Below are 16,606 nucleotides of genomic sequence, written 5' to 3' on the forward strand. Positions count from 1 at the left end.
GCAAAGCGTCACTCCACCTAGATTGGGATGAATTCAGTCTGGCGCGAGGGCTTGCCAGAGCGCCAGCAAGGCCTGTGCCGGGGGCTGGTCCGTGCGATGGGTGAGGAAGGTCCAGCCTGCCGCCGCGGCGATGGCGGCGAGCCCGGCGCGGTGCTGCCGTAGCCGCTCGGCATAGAGGCCGCGCACCGTCTCCACTCGCGGCACCAGAACCGAGGCATCGCCGGCCCATTCGAACAGGACGCGGCCGCTGTAGTGCCGGTTGCTCTCGCCGAGCGTCTCCTCCTCCGGGTCGAGCACCTGGAGGATATGGCCGCGCACCGGCCGGGCGGCGAGTGCTGCGACCGCGGCATGGATCTCCTCGAGTGGGGCAAGGAAATCGCCAATCAGCACGCAGCGGGCATGGCGCGGCAGGCCGGGATCGGTAGGCGGCAGGGAGCGTGACTTGACGACGGTCGAGACGGTTTCGACGACCGAGTTGAGCCCCGCCCGCCCGGCATGGCTGCGCCCGCCGCCGCCGATCAGCCGCACCCGCTCGCCGCCGCGCAGCACGAGGGAGGCGAGTGCGGCGAGCAGCAGGTCGGCCCGCTCCCGCTTCGAGGGGCGGCCGGGGCCGGAGGTCCACTCCATGGAGCGGGAGGCATCGCTCCACAAGGCGACAGTCTGCGCCGCCTCCCACTCCGTTTCGCGGATGAAGAGCCGGTCGGAACGGGCGCTCTGCCGCCAGTCGATGCGCGTGGCGGAATCGCCGGGAAGGAAGGGGCGGTATTGCCAGAAGGCATCGCCCTGGCCACTGCGGCGCCGGCCATGGACGCCTTGCAGCACGGTGGCGGCGACGCGGTCGGCGGCGACCACCAGCGGCGGCAGGCGGGCGCCGAGCGCCTCGGCCTGGAGCGTCTTGGCCGGGGCGCTCAGGCGATGCGGTCCTTCAGCCGGGCGATGACGTCGCCGAGCTGCACGCCGTCGGCCCGGGCGGAGAAGGTGAGGGCCATGCGGTGGCGCAGCACCGGCTCGGCCAGCGCTAGCACATCCTCGACCGAGGGGGCGAGGCGGCCATCCAGCACGGCGCGGGCGCGGGTTGCCAGCATCAGCGCCTGGGCCGCACGCGGGCCGGGACCCCAGGCGAGCTGGCGGCGCAGCTCCTCGATGGGCGAGCCCTCGGGCCGGGCGGTGCGGACGAGGGTGAGGATGGCATCCAGCACGGTTTCGCCGACCGGGATGCGGCGGATCAGGGCCTGGGCCGCCATCAGCTCGGCAGCGCCGAGGGCCTGGAGCGGCTTCGCCTCCCGCGCGCCGGTGGTGGCCAGCAGCATGGCACGCTCGGCGGCCTCGTCCGGGTAGCCGATCTCGACCTCGAGCAGGAAGCGGTCGAGCTGCGCCTCGGGCAGCGGGTAGGTGCCTTCCTGCTCGATCGGGTTCTGCGTCGCCAGCACATGGAAGGGGGCGGGAAGGGGGTGGACGACGCCGGCGACGGCGACCCGCTGCTCCTGCATCGCCTGCAACAAGGCGGACTGGGTCCGCGGGCTGGCGCGGTTGATCTCATCCGCCATCAGCAGCTGGCAGAAGACGGGGCCCTGCAGGAAGCGGAAGGCGCGGCGGCCGCCCTCGCTCTCTTCGAGCACCTCGGAGCCGATGATGTCGGCCGGCATGAGGTCCGGGGTGAACTGCACCCGCTTGGCATCCAGCCCGAGCACGGCGCCAAGGGTCTCGACCAGCTTGGTCTTGCCGAGGCCGGGCAGGCCGACCAGCAGCGCATGGCCGCCGGAGAGCAGGGTGATGAGGGTATGGTCCACCACCGCCTGCTGGCCGAAGATCACCCGGCCGATGGCGTCGCGGACCTGGCGCAACCGGTCGCCGAGCGCCTCGACCTCGGCGACCAATGTTGCGGCATCTGCCGAAGAGTTACCCAATCCTGTATCCGCCACTTCAACCATCCCAGGCTCGATCCCTATATGACCCCCAGCGCTTCCTATTCGAGGCGCCCCGGGGACGGATCGCGTCACGGGACAGGGAGCGGCAGTAGCCTATGGCCTCGCAGGGCATGGACAAAGCGGTGAATGGAGAATGCGGCGTGCAGGACGGAGTGATCGGCCGGGCCGCGACGCAGGCCCCGGCGTGCAAACCGGCGCGGCCAAGGCCCCAGCCCCAGAACTTCCAGATGCGGATCGACCGCAACGGCACCTGGTACTACCAGGGCAGTCCGATCAACCGGAAGGAGTTGGTCTGCCTCTTCGCCAGCGTGTTGCGACGCGAGGCCGATGGCAGCTACTGGCTGGAGACGCCGGTGGAGCGCGGCCGGATCGAGGTCGAGGACGCCCCCTTCATCGCCGTCGAGATGTGTTGGCGCGACTGCGACTGCGGCGACGGCTGCGCGCCGAAGCAGTGCCTGACCTTCCGCACCAATCTTGACGAGATCGTCACCGCCAATGCCGAGCACCCGATCCGGGTGCATCTCTGTCCGCGAACCCGCGAGCCGCGGCCCTATGTGACCATCCGCCCCGGCCTCGAGGCGAAGATCAACCGCGCCGTCTTCTATGAACTGGTGGCGCTGGGCCAGACCGAGATGGTCGATGGGCGCGAGATGCTGGGCGTCTGGTCGGAAGGCGTCTTCTTCCCGATCGACGAGGTCCGGGCCCTGGAGCAGGCCGCCGAGTGACCGGCTTGCGATGACCGCCGCTGAGATCGCGGCGCGCATGGCCGACCCCGTGGCGCTGGCCCGTGCCGGCGTCACCGCCTCCGACGACTCCGAGGGGCTGAGCCCGGCCCGCATGATCGGCGCCGCGGTGCTGGTGCCCATCGTCCTCCACCCGCAGCCGAGCGTGTTGCTGACGCTGCGGGCAGCGAAGATGTCCTCCCATGCCGGCCAGGTGAGCTTCCCCGGCGGCCGGATCGAGACGGGCGAGACGCCGGAAGCGGCCGCGGTGCGCGAGGCGGCGGAGGAGGTGGGGCTCGATCCCCGCCTGCCGGAGCTGCTCGGGCGCCTGCCGCACCACGCCACGGGGACGGGCTTCCGCATCACCCCGGTGGTCGGGCTGGTGCCGCCGCCGCTGAACCTCACCCCCGAGCCGGGCGAGGTGGAGGAGGCCTTCGAGCTGCCGCTCTCCGTGGTGCTCGACCCGCAGGCGCCGGAGCGGCGGAATGCAGAGTTCCGTGGCCGGATGCGGGAATTCTGGGTCTGGCCGCACGAGCGACACTATATCTGGGGGGCGACGGCGGCCATTCTGGTCAACCTCGCCCGGGTCCTGCGCGGGTAATCCTTGTTCTATCTGATCGAGTTGCTGCTGTTCCTGGCGCCTTTGGGCGGCTTCCTGCTTTGGCGCCGGTTGAATCCCGGCCAGGCGGTGCCGACCGGGTTGGTCTGGGCCCTGGCCATCGCAATCGTCTGCGGCATCGGCGGAGCGGTCTGGTACGGGCTCTCGGTGAGCATCGCGCCGGGAACCGTCTATGTGCCGGCGCAACTCGGACCGGATGGTCAGGTGGTGCCGCACCGGGTGGAACCGCGGCGATGAGCGACGACCCGCCCGCCGACCGGCTCGCGCCGCCCGGGCTGCTGCGGCGCGGGGCGCCGGCCGCGGTGCTGGCCGCGCTGCCGGGGGCACGGGCCGTGGGCGGCGCGGTGCGGGATGCGCTGGCCGGGCGGCCGGTGCATGACGTGGATGTAGCGGCGCCGCTGCCGCCGGAGGAGATCGCCGCGCGGCTGCGTGCCGCCGGCCTCAAGGTCTTCGAGACCGGTCTGGCCCACGGCACCGTCACCGCCGTGCTTGACCGGGAGCCGGTGGAGGTGACGAGCCTCCGCCGCGACGTGGCGACCGACGGCCGCCACGCCGAGGTCGCCTGGACCACCGACTGGCGCCAGGATGCGGCGCGACGCGACTTTACCATCAACGCCATGTCGCTCTCGGCCGAGGGCGCGCTTTGGGACTATTTCGGCGGCCGGACGGATCTGGCGGCCGGGCGGGTCCGCTTCGTCGGCGAGCCGGCGACGCGGCTGCAGGAGGACTACCTGCGGGCGCTGCGCTTTTTCCGCTTCCAGGCCCGCTACGGCACGGGCGCGCCGGATGCGGCGGCGGTGGCGGCGATCCGCGCGGCGGTGCCGGGGCTGGCGCGGCTCTCGGCCGAGCGGGTCTGGATGGAGCTCAAGCGGCTGATGCAGGCGCCCGACCCGCGCGAGGCCTTGGCGCTGATGGCGGAGACGGGCGTGCTGGCGGCGGTGCTGCCGGAGGCGCTGGACCTCACTCGGCTCGGGCGGCTCATCGGGAACGGCGCACCAGTGGAGCCTCTACTGCGCATCGCCGCCCTGCTGCCAGCAGGGGCGGCCGAGGCGGTGGCCGGACGGCTGCGCCTCTCGGGCGAGGAGCGCGAGGGGCTTGCCGACCTGCTCCGCCTGCCGCGCCCCAAGCCTGGCGACGGGGACGCGGTGCTGCGACGGCTGTTGGCCGTCTGCGATCACGCCTCCGTGCTGAACCGCGCCTGGATGGGCGAGGCCGAGCAGGGCGGCGAGGGCTGGACGGCGCTGCGGCAGCGGATTGAGGCGCTGGAGCGGCCGGTCTTCCCGCTCCAGGGCCGGGATGCGCTGGCGGCCGGCCTCGCGCCGGGCCCCTCGGTCGGGCGCCTGCTGGCGGCGTTGCGGGGCTGGTGGCTGGAGGATGGCTGCACCGCCGGCCGCGAGGCCTGCCTTGCCCGGCTGCGGGAATTGGCCGCCGGGCGGCCCGAGGGCTAAAACCCCCGCGCATGGCCGCCATCGACCCGTCCTCCCGTGTCCTCGTCGCCCGTCTGGTGCGGGACTATCTCGGCCATCACCGGCGGGGCATCGCGCTGGCCATCCTCTGCACGCTGCTGCTGGCGGGGCTGACGGCACTCTACCCGATCGTCATCCAGCAGGGCTTCGACCGTTTCTCGTCGGGCGATGTCGCCATCGCCTGGGTGGTCCCGCCCGTCATCGTCGCCGTCACCTGCCTGAAGGCGCTGGCGCAGTACGGCCAGGCGGTGGCCGTGCAGGCGGTGGTGCTGCGGGTGATCGAGCGACTGCAGAACGACCTGTTCCACGCGCTGACCCGGGCCGACCTCGCCGCCGTCTCCGCCGATGCGCCGGCGCGGCATGCCAGCCGCTTCACCGTGGATGCGGCGGCGATCCGCGAGGCGCTGACCAAGTCCATCAACGGTGGCGCCGACGTGCTCACCGTCATCGGCTTGGTCGCCTCCATGGTCTGGCTCGACTGGCAGATGTCGCTGATCGCCGCGGTGATGTACCCGATCGCGGTGGTGCCGATCCTCCGCCTCGGCAAGCGCATCCGCCGCGCCTCGGGAGGCATGCAGGAGCGGATGGGCGAGACGGCGGCGCAACTCACCGAGAGCTTCGGCGCCGCCCGCGTCGTCCGCGCCTACCGGCTGGAGGAGCAGGAGGAGGCGCGCGCCGCCCGCACCTTCGGCGGGCTGCGGGCGGCGCTGCTCGGCATTGCCCGGACGCGGGCGAGCCTCGACCCGATGCTCGAGGCGCTGGGCGGCATCGCCGTCGCCGCCGTGCTCGCCTTCGTCGGCTGGCGGGTGGCGCAGGGCGAGGGGACGGTCGGCGAATTCACCGGCTTCGTCGCGGCGCTGCTGATCGCCTCGCGGCCGGTGCGCGCGCTCGGCTCGCTCAATGCCGCCCTGCAGGAGGGGCTGGCCGGCCTTTCCCGCGTCTTCGCCGTGATGGACCGGCCGCGGCTGGTGGTGGAGGCGCCGGGGGCAGGGGCGCTGCCGGCCGGACGGGGGCGCGTCGAATTCCTGGATGTCGGCTTCCACTACGCGGGCACGGCCGAGCCGGCGCTGGAGGGGCTGAGCTTCAGCGCCGCGCCGGGCGAGACCGTGGCGCTGGTCGGACCTTCGGGCGCGGGCAAGTCCACCGCATTGGCCCTGGTGCCGCGGCTGCATGACGCGACGAGCGGTGCCGTCCGCATCGATGGCGCCGATGTCCGGGCGGTGACGCTCGCCTCGCTGCGCGACGCCATCGCCTATGTCGGACAGGATGCGGTGATCTTCGACGACACCGCCTTCGCCAACATCGCCTGTGGTCGGCCGGGGGCGGCCCAGGCGGAGGTGGAGGCCGCCGCTCGCGCCGCCGCGGCGCATGACTTCATCGCTGCCCTCCCGGATGGCTATGCGACGCCGCTCGGGCCGGGGGGCGGGCGGCTGTCGGGCGGGCAGAAGCAGCGCGTGGCCCTTGCCCGCGCCTTGCTGCGCGACCCGCGGGTGCTGCTGCTCGACGAGGCGACCAGCGCCCTCGATGCGGAGAACGAGGCGCTGGTGTCCGCCGCGCTCGCCCGGCTGCGCCAGGGGCGGACGACCCTCGTCATCGCCCATCGGTTGGCGACGGTGCGCGACGCCGACCGGATCGTCGTGATGGAAGGGGGGCGCGCGGTGGAGCAGGGCAGCCATGCGGCGCTGATGGCCGAGGGCGGGCTGTACGCCCGGCTGGTGCATACCCAATTCGGTCCTGCGCCGGTGGAGGCGGAGTGATGGCATGGACCTGGCTCGTCATCGCCGGGGGGCTCGAGATCGTCTGGGCAGTGCTGCTGAAATATACCGAGGGCTTCACGAGGCTCCTGCCGAGCCTCGCCACCGTCGCCTGCCTGGGCGTCAGCTTCTACTGCATGTCCCGTGCGCTGCAGGTGCTGCCGATGGGGACGGTCTATGCCGTCTGGGTGGGCATCGGCGCGGCGGGCACCGCGCTCTGGGGCATGGCGATGGAGGGGGAGACGGCGAGCGCCGCCCGCATCCTCTGCCTTGCGCTCATCCTCGCCGGAGTCGCCGGGCTGAAGGCGACGAGTTGAGCGGCGCCGCGTTGCTCAATGCAGGGCCCTCCAGATGGCGACCAGCGCCGAGGTGGCGAGGATTGCCTTGTAGAGGAACTCTGCGAATGGCTGCAGCCGCTGGGAAAGCGGACGCCGGGTGGGGTCGGGGTGCTGCGAATCGGCCATGGAAAAAGGATAACATTCCTATACCATGGGCAGGCATGCATTCCGCACCCGTCTCGTGGAATTGACGCTATGCCGCAGAGCACAATAATACCCGTAATCGACCTGCGGCGCGGCCCGAGCGTCGCAGGCACCCCCGGAGTGGATGACCCGATGCCCATCATGCAGGACTCGCGCGAGGCGACCATGGCTGGCCGCCGATCGGATGGCTCGCCCGTGAAACGTCCGCTGTCGCCGCACCTGCAGGTCTATGACATGTGGCAGCTGACCAGCGCCCTGTCGATCGCCGGTCGCATCACCGGCGCGGCCTGGACGGTTGGCCTGGTGCTGATGGTCTGGTGGCTGCTGGCCGCAGCCTCCGGCCCCTCCGCCTTCGCCACGGTGCAGTGGTTCATGTCCTCGTGGCTCGGCCTGCTCGGCCTCTTCGGCCTCACGGCGGCCGCCTGGTACCACACGCTGAACGGCGTCCGGCACCTCGCCTGGGATGCGGGCTACGGCTACCAGATCCAGGACACCTACCGGACCGGCCGCTGGGTGCTGATCGGCACCGCCGTCGCCACCGTGCTGACCTGGCTCATCGCCATCATCGCCTGGGCCTGAGGAGCGCATTCCCATGTCGAACGACTATGCCGACAACACCACCATGCGCTCCCCGCTCGGTCGGGTGCGCGGGCTCGGCTCCGCCAAGGGCGGGACACATCACTGGTGGATGCAGCGGGTCAGCTCGGCGGCCCTTTTGCCGTTGACGATCTGGTTCGCCCTGTCGGCCGCCTCGCTGGCCGGCGCGTCCTACGAAACCACGGTCGCCTGGATCGCCCGACCCTGGAATGCCGTGCTGCTGCTCGTCACCATCGGGATCAGCTTCCAGCACGCCGCCTCCGGCGTGCAGGTGATCATCGAGGACTATGCCAATCAGGAATGGCTGAAGATGGGTGGTATTCTGGCGGTAAAGGCCATCTGTGTACTGCTGGCCCTGGCTTCGGCGCTCGCGGTCCTCCGGATCGCGGTCTGAGGCGGGCCCACCGAGATGAATGGATCGATGCGATGAACGCCATCACGATGCCTTCCCGCGGCGCCTACCGGGTCGTTGACCACACCTATGACGTGGTGGTGGTCGGGGCCGGCGGGGCCGGGCTGCGCGCCACCTTCGGCATGGGCGCGGCGGGGCTGAAGACCGCCTGCATCACCAAGGTCTTCCCGACCCGCTCGCACACCGTCGCCGCACAGGGCGGCGTCGGCGCCGCGCTCGGCAACATGGGCGAGGACGACTGGCGCTGGCACATGTACGACACCGTGAAGGGGTCGGACTGGCTCGGCGACCAGGATGCCATCGAATACATGTGCCGCGAGGCGATCCCCGCCATCATCGAGCTGGAGCATTACGGCGTGCCGTTCTCCCGCACCGAGGACGGCAAGATCTACCAGCGGCCCTTCGGCGGCCACATGCAGAACTACGGCAAGACGCCCGCGATGCGTGCCTGCGCCGCCGCTGACCGGACGGGCCACGCGATCCTGCATACGCTTTACCAGCAGTCGCTGAAGCACAACTGCGAGTTCTTCGTCGAGTACATCGCTCTCGACCTCATCATGGACGATGAGGGCGCCTGCCGCGGCGTCACCGCTTGGTGCCTCGAGGATGGCTCGATCCATCGCTTCCGTGCCCAGACCACGGTGCTGGCGACAGGCGGCTATGGCCGGGCCTATTTCTCCTGCACCTCCGCCCATACCTGCACGGGCGATGGCGGCGGCATGGTGCTGCGGGCCGGCCTGCCGCTGCAGGACCAGGAATTCGTCCAGTTCCACCCGACCGGCATCTATGGCTCCGGCTGCCTCGTCACCGAGGGCGCGCGGGGCGAGGGTGGCTACCTGACCAACTCCGAGGGCGAGCGCTTCATGGAGCGCTATGCGCCGACGGCGAAGGACCTCGCCTCGCGCGACGTCGTCTCCCGCGCCATGTCGATGGAGATCCGCGAGGGCCGCGGCGTCGGGCCGCAGAAGGACCACATCCACCTGCATCTCGAGCATCTCGGTGCCGACCTGCTGCATGAGCGGCTGCCCGGCATCTCCGAGACGGCGAAGATCTTCGCCGGCGTGGATGTGACGAAGGAGCCGATCCCGATGCTGCCCACCGTCCATTACAACATGGGCGGCATCCCGACGAACATCCACACCGAGGTGCTGCACCCGACGGCGCAGGACCAGGACCGCACCGTCCCCGGCCTGATGGCGGTGGGCGAGGCGGCCTGCGTCTCCGTCCATGGCGCCAACCGGCTCGGCACCAACTCGCTGCTCGACCTCGTCGTATTCGGCCGCGCCGCGGCGCACCGGGCAGCGGAGACGATCAAGCCGGGTGCCTCCCAGCCGGCGCTGCCGTCACGCGCCGGCGAGAAGGCGCTCGACCGCTTCGACCGTGTCCGCAACGCGAAGGGCAATACCGCCGTCGCCGAGCTGCGCGGCAACATGCAGAAGACGATGCAGACCCATGCGGCCGTCTTCCGCACCTCGGAGCTGCTGTCCGAGGGCGTCGAGAAGATGAAGAAGGTGCAGGCCGCCTACGCGGATATCCGCGTCGCGGACCGCAGCCTGATCTGGAACAGCGACCTGGTCGAGGCGCTGGAGCTCGACAACCTGATCGGTAATGCCGTCACCACCGTCGTCAGCGCCGATGCCCGCAAGGAGAGCCGCGGCGCCCATGCGCAGGAGGACTATCCCGAGCGCGACGACGCCAACTGGATGAAACACACCCTGGCCTGGGTCGGCGAGAATGGCGAGGTCAAGCTCGACTACCGCGACGTGAAGATGCGGACCCTGACGAACGAGGTCCAGGTCTTCCCCCCCAAGGCGCGCGTGTACTAAAGGACCGCACCCCCGATGGCTACTTTCACGCTGCCGAAGAACTCGACGATCCAGCCCGGCAAGACCCACAAGGTCGAGGCCGGGGCGAAGAACGTCAAGGCCTTCAAGATCTACCGCTGGGACCCGGATAGCGGTGAGAACCCGCGCACCGACACCTATGAGATCGATCTCGAGAAGTGCGGGCCGATGGTCCTCGACGCGCTGATCAAGATCAAGAACGAGGTCGACACCACGCTGACCTTCCGGCGCTCCTGCCGCGAGGGCATCTGCGGCTCCTGCTCGATGAACATCGACGGGCTGAACACGTTGGCCTGCCTCAAGCCGATCGACGACAATGTCTCGGGCGAGGTGAAGATCTACCCGCTGCCGCATTTGCCGGTGGTGAAGGATCTGGTGCCCGACTTGTCGCAGCTCTACGCCCAGCTTCGCAGCGTCGAGCCCTGGCTGAAGTCCGAGACGCCGCCGCCGCCGGATGGCGAGCGCCTGCAGAGCAAGGACGAGCGGGCGAAGCTCGATGGGCTGTGGGAGTGCATCCTCTGCTTCTGCTGCTCGACCGCCTGCCCCTCCTACTGGTGGAATGGCGACCGGTATCTTGGCCCGGCGGTGCTGCTGCAGGCCTATCGCTGGATCGCCGACAGCCGTGACGAGGCGACGGGCGAGCGGCTGGACAATCTGCAGGACCCGTTCCGGCTCTATCGCTGCCACACCATCATGAACTGCGCCCGGACCTGCCCGAAGGGGCTGAACCCGGCGGCCGCCATCGGCAAGATCAAGCAGATGATGGTCGAGCGCGAGACCTGATGTAGGCTCCCGGGCAAAAGCCCGGGAGCGTCCTATGCGAAGCCTGCTTGCGCTGGTGGCCTGCGCCCTCTGGGCGCAGGGCGCCGCTGCCCAGAGCCTGACCATCGGCTATGCCGCCGTGGTCACCACCATCGACCCGCATTATCACAATCTGGGCCCGAACAACGCGCTCGGGATGCAGGTCTTCGACCGCCTGGTGGACCGGGACGGACAGGCCCGGCCCTATGCATCGCTGGCCGAGGATTACCGGGCGATCAGCGACACGCTCTGGGAATTCCGGCTGCGTCGTGGCGTGACCTGGCATGACGGCCGGCCCTTCACCGCCGACGATGTCGTCTTCACCTTCGCCCGCGCGCCCGACGTGCCGAACAGTCCAGGTGGCTTCGGCGGCTTTCTGCGCGCCATCGCCCGGACCGAGGTAGTCGATGCGCATACCATCCGAATCCATACCCGCCAGCCGCACCCGCTGCTGCCGCTCGACCTCGCCTCGGTCAGCATCATCGCGCGTCACGCGGCCGAGGGTGCCCAGACCGAGGACTACAACACCGGCCGCGCCGCCATCGGCACCGGGCCCTACCGCCTGGCCTCCTACCGCTCCGGCGACCGGGTGGAGCTGGTGCGGAACGAGGCCTATTGGGGCGAGCGGGAGCCCTGGGCGCGGGTCGCAATTCGCTTCCTGCTCAATGACGGGGCGCGGACTGCGGCGCTGCTTTCGGGCGACGTGGACCTGATCGAGCAGATCCCGACCAGCGACCTGGCCCGGCTGAGGCGCGACCCGAAGCTCGTGGTGACGGAAAGCCCCAGCACCCGCACCGTCTTCCTTTCGCCGGACTATTCCCGCACCGGCCCGACGCCGCTGCTGACCGACAATGCGGGCCAGCCCCTGCCGGCCAACCCATTCCACGATGCTCGCATCCGTCGCGCCCTCTCCATGGCGATCAACCGGGAGGCCCTGGTGGAGCGCGTGATGGAGGGTGCGGCCGAGGCCACCGCCCAATGGCTGCCGCGTGGCGCCTTCGGCTTCAACCCCGACATGCAGCCGCGCGCCTTCGACCCGGAGGGAGCCCGCCGCCTGCTGGCCGAGGCCGGCTTCCCCGAGGGTTTCCGCCTGGTGCTGGCGACGCCCAACGACCGCTGGCCGAATGACAGCCGCCTCGCGCAGGCCGTGGCGCAGATGTGGACGCGGATCGGCGTGCGGACCCAGGTGGATGCCATGCCTTTTGCTGCCTTCGTGCCGCGCCGATCCCGCCAGGAGCATGCGATGCAGCTCGGCGCCTGGGGCAGCTCGACCGGGGAGGGATCGAACTACCTGCTGGCCATCGTCTCGACCTATGACCGGCAGAAACTCACAGGTCCTTCGAACATGACCCGCCACTCCGACCCGCGCTTCGACGCGCTGCTGGCCCGCGGTGCCGCGACGATGGATGATGCCGCACGGGAGGCAATCTGGCGGGAGGCGGTGGCGCTCTATGCCGAGGGGGAGCCGATGATCCAGCTCGTGCAGTACATCAACACCTGGGCCCATCGCCGCGGGCTGCGGCACGAGCCGCGCATGGATGAACGGACCATCGCCATGGGCGTCCGCCCTGCCCCCTAGGGCATGCCCGGGTTCGCGGCGCGGCATTGCGCCGCGAAGCCTTCCGAGATGAACTCTGGCTGCTTGTAGAATCCCTTCAGCCAGCTCGCCAGCATGCAGAGCTCCTCCAGCCGGAGGATCTCGTCCAGCGTCCCTTCGGGGAAGCGGATGTCGAAGCTCCGGCCGATGATGCCGACCACCTCCTCCACCTGCTCGATGCCGAGGCCAAGCTCCGTCTCGAGCTGCGCATGCCGCGTCAGCCGCGCTTCCTCGATGCCGTAATCGTCGCGGATGACCTTCACGATCCAACGGAACATGGTCATCCAGTTCTTCACCTCGGCGATCGATCTGGACATGCGGCTGCCGTCATCCAAGCGGAAGGCGGCAGCCTAGCTGGCCAACAGCGAAGAAATCCCTACCGGACCGGCGCCGCCAGGTTGTTCGGGTCGAGGCCGAGGGCGGCGGCCGTCGCCGGGTTCACCTGGCCGGTCGCCTGCAGGCCACGGCCCTGCTGGAAGCGCTCGATGGCCGACTGCGTACCGGCACCCCAGGCGCCGTCGATCGGGCCGCGGTAGAAATTCATCGCCCGGAGCCGGCTCTGGATGTTGCGCACCGCCGCCGGGCTCAGCGGGTCGGTCGCCATGGCGGCCGGCGTGCCGGGGGCGGGGCCGGCGGTCGGGCCGGCGGCCAGCAGCTCCGAAGGGCCAAGGCCGAGCGTCGCCGCCGTTGCCTGGTTCAGCTGACCGGAGACCTGCAACCCGCGGCCCTGCTGGAAACGCTCCAGCGCCGCCTGGCTGTCCGGACCCCAGACGCCATCTGGCCGGCCGCTATAGAGCCCGGCCTGGCGCAGCCGCTCCTGCACCTGCGCCACCGCCGCCGGCGCGAGCGGCTGGCTATACATCAGCGATGGCGCTTGCTGTGCCGCCGCGCTTCCCGCCAGGACAAGCCCTGCCAGGATGAGTCCGTGATACCGCATCGTTCCTGCTCCCGTTTGACAGAAGCGGAACACCCGAAACGGTCGGCGGTTCAGGCCAGGACCGGATCGATTGCGCCCAGCATCCATCGGGCGAAGCCGGTGATGCGGGCATCCTGGTGCATCTGTCCCATCAGTTGCACCCCGACCGGCATGCCTGCGACGGCCAGCAACGGCATGGTGACGGCCGGGGCGAAAAGCATGGAGGAGGGGGCGTTGAAGACGAAGTCGCCGGTCGGGCGTGGGGCCAGCGGCTCGCCCGGCCGGTCGCCGGACCAGAGCGGCGCCGGGCCCGGGCAGGCGAGGGCGATGACCGCATCGGCAAGGGGCGCGATGCGGGCGAAGCGCGCCTGCGCCTCCTCCCGCCGGGCCAGGGCGGCCTCGTAATCCGACGGGGACATCGCCTCGGCACGGGCGAGGATGGCCTTGGCGCGCGGGCTCAGCGCCTCCGGGTCCTGGTCGAGCAGATTGCGCTGCGTCCAGCGGTTTTCCCAGCCGGTGATGGCGCCGCTGATCGCCCGTCCCTCGGCGATGCCGCCCTCGAAGGCCTCGATCAGCGGATGGTCTGCACGGCGGAGCAGGGTGATGCCGGCGCTGCGCAGCTGCTCCAGCAGCGTCTCGAAGGCGGCGCGGCTGGCGGCGTCGAGCCCGGCCCAGCCCTCGGTCTCCATGACGATCAGCCGCTCGGGCCGGATGGCGGCCGGCAGGGTCATCGGCCCCGTCAGGCCGGGCGAGCCGCGGTCGCCGCCGCAGCGGGCCGCGATCTCGATCGCCACCTGCCACATATCCTCGATGCAGCCGGCATGCGGGCCATGGGTGCTCTGGCTCGTCGCCTGGCGTTCGCCGCGGTTGATGCCGCCCTGGGTCGGCTTCAGCGCGACATTGCCGCAATAGGCCGCGGGGCGGATGATGGAGCCGCCGACCTGGGTGCCGATGGCCGCCGGCACCATCCGCGCCGCGACGGCCGCCGCCGAGCCGGAGGAGGAGCCGCCCGGCGTCCGCGCCGGGTCGAAGGGGTTGGTGGTCGGCCCGGGATGGGAACCGCCGAGCTCGGTCGTCACCGTCTTGCCGAGCACCACCGCGCCGGCCTGGCGCAACGCCCAAACCGCGGCATTGTCGCGCTTCGGGAAATTGCCCCGGGTGCCAGCGCAGCCCATCTCGGTCGGCATGTCGCGCGTCTCGAGCAGATCCTTGATGCCGATGGGCATCCCGTCGATGGGCGAGAGCGGCCGCCCCTCGCGCCAGCGGGCGGTACTGGCATCAGCCGCGGCCCGGGCGCCTGCCTCGTTCAGCGCCGCCCAAGCGTGCACCACCGGCTCCCGCGCCGCGATGGTCTCGAGGCAGCGTTCCAGATAGGCGCGCGGCGAGTCAGGACCCGCGGCGAAGCGCGCGGTCGAATCGTACCAACGCAGCGGTTGGAATTCCCGAGGTGAATACTGGCCCATCCCGCAGTCTCCCTGTTGTAAGTACCCATCCCGGAGCGGCGGGCCGGGAAGGCGACGAGTGCGATCATGGCACGGCAGCCGGGGCATGGCCGCCTGTGTCGCGGCCACGCCCCGGCTCGGTTCTCAGCCCCGGATGAAGGCCAGCAGGTCGCGGTTGATGACATCCGCATGGGTCGTCGCCATGCCGTGCGGGAAGCCCGGATAGATCTTCAAGGTGCCCTGCTTCAGCAGCTTGATGGAAAGCATGGCGGCGTCGGCGACCGGCACGATCTGGTCGTCATCGCCGTGCATCACCAGCACCGGCACGTCGATCTTCTTGAGGTCCTCGGTGAAGTCCGTTTCCGAGAAGGCCTTGATGCATTCGTAATGCGCCTGCATGGAGCCCATCATGCCCTGGCGCCACCAATTCTCGATCACGCCGTCCAGCCGCTTCACCCCGTCGCGGTTGAAATTGTAGAAGGGGATCGGCACCTCCTTGTAGAACTCCGCGCGATTGGCCGCGAGCTGCTTGCGGAAGCCGTCGAAGACATCGATCGGCAGGCCACCCGGGTTGGCCTCCGTCTTCAGCATGATCGGCGGCACCGCGCCGAGCAGCGCGGCCTTGGCGACGCGCGCCGAGCCATGCCGCCCGAGATAGCGCGCCACCTCGCCGCCGCCGGTGGAGTGCCCGACATGCACCGCATCGCGCAGGTCGAGGGCGAGGGCGAGGGCCGCCACATCGTCGGCATAGGTATCCATCTCGTGCCCGCTCGACACCTGCGCCGATCGGCCATGCCCGCGCCGGTCATGCGCGATGACGCGGAAGCCCTGCTGCAGGAAGAACAGCATCTGCGCGTCCCAGTCGTCGGCGGTCAGCGGCCAGCCATGGTGGAACACGATCGGCTGTCCGCTGCCCCAGTCCTTGTAGAAGATTTCGGTGCCGTCCTTGGCGGTGACCGTTGGCATGGCTCAAGCTCCTTGTTCCGTGCCAAGTTTTGCACCCGACCAGGACATTGCCAATGCGTGCACCCGAAACGTCATCCGCCAGCGCGCGGGGCGTTCAGAACAGCAGGCCCTTCTTCAGCATCCCATGCACGCCCTTCTCGCCATTGACCGTCTGCGTCACATGGAAATCGACGGCGAGCGAGCAGAGCTGATAGGCATCCGCAGCCGAAAGGTTGGTGCGCGAGACGATGAAGGCGATCATCTCGCGCAGCGCCTGCTTCATGGCGAGGTCGAGATCCTCATGCATCCCCATGCTGATGAAATGCGTCGGCGTCTCGGCGCGGGGGAAGCGCAGCACCGGGTCGCGCGTCCCACCGCCCTTCTCGAGGCCGAGGCGGAAATGCCCGGTCAGGCAGATCTCGAGCGCGTTAATGCAGACCTCGCCGTCACCCTGCACGCCATGGCCGTCCCCGGCGGAAAAATTGGCGCCTGGCACGAAGACCGGCAGGTAGAGCGTCGTCCCCGCCACCAGCTCCTTGTTGTCGAGGTTGCCGCCATGTGCGCGCGGCTCCTTGGTGGAGATGGTGCCCCATTCCTCGGGCCCCGCGACGCCCATCACCCCGAAGAAGGGTGCGAGCGGCAGAGTGATGCCCGGCCCCACCGGCACGGTGCAGGTCATCGCCTGCCTGTCGACCGGGATGTGCAGCACGCGCCGATAGGGGAAGTCCTCCGGCAGCGTGCCCACCAGCGGCCGGAAGCCGCAAAACCCCCAGTCGCAGCCGAGATCGATCCGCTCGATATCGACCCGCAAGCAATCCCCTGGCTCGGCCCCCTTCACCGCGACGGGTCCGGTCAGGATGTGCGGCCCATGCCGCGTCACGCCCGCCGCATGGATCGCCGCCAGCCGGTCCGGGATGGCAAGCCCGCTGCCCGCCGGCGGCATCACGTCCGGCGCGCCCGAGACGCATTCGAGGATGACGAGATCGCCCGGATCGACCGTCTTCACCGGCGAGAAGGCGGCGTCGAACCCGCCCCAGCGGATGTTCTCGATCGTCGGTTCGATGTGATGCGTCGCAGGCAA

19 protein-coding genes are annotated in these 16,606 nt (G+C 70.3%); 11 read left to right on the forward strand and 8 right to left on the reverse strand.

Features of this window, described 5'->3' with window-relative positions; all coding sequences use genetic code 11:
- Positions 1–33: 33 nt before the first annotated feature.
- A complete protein-coding gene (locus LH62_RS15350; protein WP_369796780.1) occupies positions 34–852 on the reverse strand; it encodes a DUF58 domain-containing protein in 819 nt (272 codons plus the stop codon).
- A gap of 56 nt (positions 853–908) precedes the next feature.
- Positions 909–1,931, reverse strand: coding sequence for a MoxR family ATPase (locus LH62_RS15355; protein ID WP_043362680.1), 1,023 nt, complete (start codon positions 1,929–1,931; stop codon positions 909–911).
- A 224-nt stretch (positions 1,932–2,155) separates the two neighbouring features.
- Between LH62_RS15355 and LH62_RS15360 the strand changes: the two genes are divergently transcribed.
- The 6 genes from LH62_RS15360 to LH62_RS15385 are packed head-to-tail and all read left to right on the forward strand — an operon-like array spanning position 2,156 to position 6,806.
- Positions 2,156–2,653, forward strand: a complete 498-nt coding sequence (locus tag LH62_RS15360) for a DUF1285 domain-containing protein (protein ID WP_043365903.1) — start codon at positions 2,156–2,158, stop codon at positions 2,651–2,653.
- Positions 2,654–2,663: 10 nt separating this feature from the next.
- A complete protein-coding gene (locus LH62_RS15365) occupies positions 2,664–3,251 on the forward strand; it encodes a CoA pyrophosphatase (protein ID WP_043362683.1) in 588 nt (195 codons plus the stop codon).
- Positions 3,252–3,254: 3 nt separating this feature from the next.
- Positions 3,255–3,506 (forward strand): hypothetical protein, encoded by a 252-nt coding sequence (locus LH62_RS15370; RefSeq protein WP_043362685.1) that lies wholly within the window; start codon positions 3,255–3,257, stop codon positions 3,504–3,506.
- Entirely contained in the window at positions 3,503–4,717 is a 1,215-nt protein-coding gene (locus tag LH62_RS15375; protein ID WP_082012591.1) for a CCA tRNA nucleotidyltransferase, read from the forward strand. The genes LH62_RS15370 and LH62_RS15375 overlap by 4 nt, the downstream gene beginning before the upstream one ends.
- 11 nt (positions 4,718–4,728) lie before the next feature.
- Complete coding sequence (locus LH62_RS15380; RefSeq protein WP_043362686.1) at positions 4,729–6,492, forward strand: ABC transporter ATP-binding protein; 1,764 nt, start codon at positions 4,729–4,731, stop codon at positions 6,490–6,492.
- Positions 6,492–6,806, forward strand: coding sequence for a multidrug efflux SMR transporter (locus LH62_RS15385; RefSeq protein WP_043362690.1), 315 nt, complete (start codon positions 6,492–6,494; stop codon positions 6,804–6,806). The genes LH62_RS15380 and LH62_RS15385 overlap by 1 nt, the downstream gene beginning before the upstream one ends.
- Before the next feature lie 15 nt (positions 6,807–6,821).
- On the opposite strand, the gene LH62_RS32390 is transcribed toward LH62_RS15385, so the two are convergent.
- Complete coding sequence (locus tag LH62_RS32390; protein ID WP_255359995.1) at positions 6,822–6,953, reverse strand: hypothetical protein; 132 nt, start codon at positions 6,951–6,953, stop codon at positions 6,822–6,824.
- A gap of 213 nt (positions 6,954–7,166) precedes the next feature.
- On the opposite strand from LH62_RS32390, the gene sdhC reads away from it, so the two are divergent.
- From sdhC to LH62_RS15410, 5 genes are read left to right on the forward strand one after another with little or no spacing between them, the layout of a single operon-like run.
- Positions 7,167–7,550 carry a succinate dehydrogenase, cytochrome b556 subunit gene (sdhC, locus tag LH62_RS15390; RefSeq protein WP_369796781.1) on the forward strand — a complete coding sequence of 128 codons (384 nt, stop codon included), beginning with the start codon at positions 7,167–7,169 and terminating at the stop codon, positions 7,548–7,550.
- A 13-nt stretch (positions 7,551–7,563) separates the two neighbouring features.
- A complete protein-coding gene (gene sdhD / locus LH62_RS15395) occupies positions 7,564–7,962 on the forward strand; it encodes a succinate dehydrogenase, hydrophobic membrane anchor protein (RefSeq protein ID WP_043362692.1) in 399 nt (132 codons plus the stop codon).
- Between the two features lie 32 nt (positions 7,963–7,994).
- Positions 7,995–9,806, forward strand: coding sequence for a succinate dehydrogenase flavoprotein subunit (gene sdhA / locus LH62_RS15400; RefSeq protein WP_043362695.1), 1,812 nt, complete (start codon positions 7,995–7,997; stop codon positions 9,804–9,806).
- 15 nt (positions 9,807–9,821) lie between these two features.
- Positions 9,822–10,607 (forward strand): succinate dehydrogenase iron-sulfur subunit, encoded by a 786-nt coding sequence (locus tag LH62_RS15405; protein WP_043362697.1) that lies wholly within the window; start codon positions 9,822–9,824, stop codon positions 10,605–10,607.
- A 34-nt stretch (positions 10,608–10,641) separates the two neighbouring features.
- Entirely contained in the window at positions 10,642–12,204 is a 1,563-nt protein-coding gene (locus LH62_RS15410) for an ABC transporter substrate-binding protein (RefSeq protein WP_043362700.1), read from the forward strand.
- On the opposite strand, the gene LH62_RS15415 is transcribed toward LH62_RS15410, so the two are convergent.
- The 5 genes from LH62_RS15415 to LH62_RS15435 all read right to left on the reverse strand — a co-directional run bounded on the left by LH62_RS15415 (position 12,201) and on the right by LH62_RS15435 (position 16,606).
- Positions 12,201–12,539 (reverse strand): hypothetical protein, encoded by a 339-nt coding sequence (locus LH62_RS15415; RefSeq protein WP_043362702.1) that lies wholly within the window; start codon positions 12,537–12,539, stop codon positions 12,201–12,203. The genes LH62_RS15410 and LH62_RS15415 overlap by 4 nt on opposite strands.
- Before the next feature lie 59 nt (positions 12,540–12,598).
- Positions 12,599–13,084, reverse strand: coding sequence for a peptidoglycan-binding protein (locus tag LH62_RS15420; RefSeq protein ID WP_052214543.1), 486 nt, complete (start codon positions 13,082–13,084; stop codon positions 12,599–12,601).
- A gap of 125 nt (positions 13,085–13,209) precedes the next feature.
- Positions 13,210–14,601 (reverse strand): amidase, encoded by a 1,392-nt coding sequence (locus LH62_RS15425; protein WP_043362705.1) that lies wholly within the window; start codon positions 14,599–14,601, stop codon positions 13,210–13,212.
- A gap of 123 nt (positions 14,602–14,724) precedes the next feature.
- Complete coding sequence (locus tag LH62_RS15430; RefSeq protein ID WP_043362708.1) at positions 14,725–15,546, reverse strand: alpha/beta fold hydrolase; 822 nt, start codon at positions 15,544–15,546, stop codon at positions 14,725–14,727.
- A 94-nt stretch (positions 15,547–15,640) separates the two neighbouring features.
- Positions 15,641–16,606, reverse strand: coding sequence for an acetamidase/formamidase family protein (locus LH62_RS15435; protein WP_043365907.1), 966 nt, complete (start codon positions 16,604–16,606; stop codon positions 15,641–15,643).

It is taken from the genome of Belnapia sp. F-4-1, assembly GCF_000802185.1.
GTDB lineage: Bacteria > Pseudomonadota > Alphaproteobacteria > Acetobacterales > Acetobacteraceae > Belnapia.